The organism is Microbacterium sp. B19 (assembly GCF_000333395.1).
Lineage (GTDB): Bacteria > Actinomycetota > Actinomycetes > Actinomycetales > Microbacteriaceae > Microbacterium.
Map to the genome: position 1 here is coordinate 1 of NZ_BADA01000309.1, position 1,540 is coordinate 1,540.

Annotated in this window: 2 protein-coding genes; both read left to right on the forward strand. The window is 70.1% G+C overall.

What is annotated here, in order from left to right:
- The coding region (locus I5G_RS21960) for a LysR substrate-binding domain-containing protein (protein WP_022879065.1) at nt 1–485 on the forward strand (485 nt) is incomplete at its 5' end.
- 9 nt (nt 486–494) lie between these two features.
- The coding region (gene gltX, locus I5G_RS10815) for a glutamate--tRNA ligase (protein WP_022879066.1) at nt 495–1,540 on the forward strand (1,046 nt) is incomplete at its 3' end.

Consider the following 1,540-nt stretch of genomic DNA (forward strand, 5'->3'; position numbering starts at 1 on the left):
TGGAGTCCGCCGCGACGGGACTGACCGTGCGCACCGTCGCCCGCGACGACACGGTGTTCGTTGTTCCCGCGGACCATCCGGTCGCGGGAAGCGACCCCGTCGACCTGTCGCGGCTCGTGGGGGAGCGGTGGATCGCCGGCTGTCCGCAGTGCCGGGGTCACCTCCTCGAGGCGTGCGGTCGCGCCGGATTCACGCCCGACATCGCATTCGAGACCGACAACTACGTCGCCGTCGAGAACCTCGTCGCCCAGGCCGTCGGCGTCGCCATCCTGCCGGGGATGGCCGTGGCATCCCTCCCGCTCGTCGCGGGGATCGCGGTGCCGCGCCTCCCTCCCGCCGAGGCGCGCACGCTGCACGTCGTCACCGCCCGCGGGGCCGAGCGCGTGCCCGCCGTCGGGGCGGCTCTCCACATCGTCGACGAGGTGCTCGCGGATCATCCCCATCCGACCCCCGGGCACCCGGGTCGGGTCGGCGCCGCCGAGTAGGATCGGGGGGTGTCTGCCACCCCCGATCCCCGCACCACGACCGCCACCGGCGCCGACGTCCGCGTCCGCTTCTGCCCCTCACCCACGGGGCTGCCGCACGTCGGTCTCATCCGCACCGTCCTGTTCAACTGGGCCTACGCGCGCCACAACGGCGGCAAGCTCGTCTTCCGCATCGAAGACACGGATGCCGCGCGCGACAGCGAGGAGAGCTACCAGCAGCTGCTCGAAGCGCTGCGGTGGATGAACATCGACTGGGACGAGGGCGTCGAGGTCGGCGGACCGCACGCGCCGTACCGGCAGTCGCAGCGCCACGAGATCTACCGCGAGGTGCTCGACAAGCTCATCGCCGCCGGCGCCGTGTACGAGAGCTACTCGACCGCCGAGGAGATCGACGCGCGCAACGAGGCCAACGGCCGTGCGAAACAGCTCGGCTACGACAACTACGACCGCGATCTCACCGACGAGCAGAAGGCGGCGTTCCGCGCCGAGGGGCGCCAGCCCGCCTGGCGCCTGCGCGTGCCCGACCACGACCTGAGCTACGTCGATCTCATCCGCGGCGAGGTGACCTTCCCCGCCGGGTCGTTCCCCGACTTCGTCCTCGTGCGGGCGGGGGGAGTGCCGCTGTACCCCTTCGTGAACCCCGTCGACGACGCGCTCATGGGCATCACCCACGTCATCCGCGGCGAAGACCTCATGCCCTCGACGGCCCGGCAACTCGCGCTGTATTCGGCGCTCGTGGATGCCGGTGTCACGACGTTCATCCCGCGTTTCGGTCACATGCCGCTGGTGCTCGGCGAGACGGGCAACAAGAAGCTCTCGAAGCGCGACCCTCAGGCCGACCTGTTCCTGCAGCGCGAGAAGGGCTTCATCCACGAGGGCCTGCTCAACTACCTGTCGCTGCTCGGATGGTCGCTGTCGAGCGACCGCGACGTGTTCTCGCTCGACGAGATGATCGCGGCGTTCGACATCGCCGACGTCAACCCGAACCCCGCGCGCTTCGACCAAAAGAAGGCCGAGGCGATCAACGGCGATCACATCCGGATGCTGGATGCCGA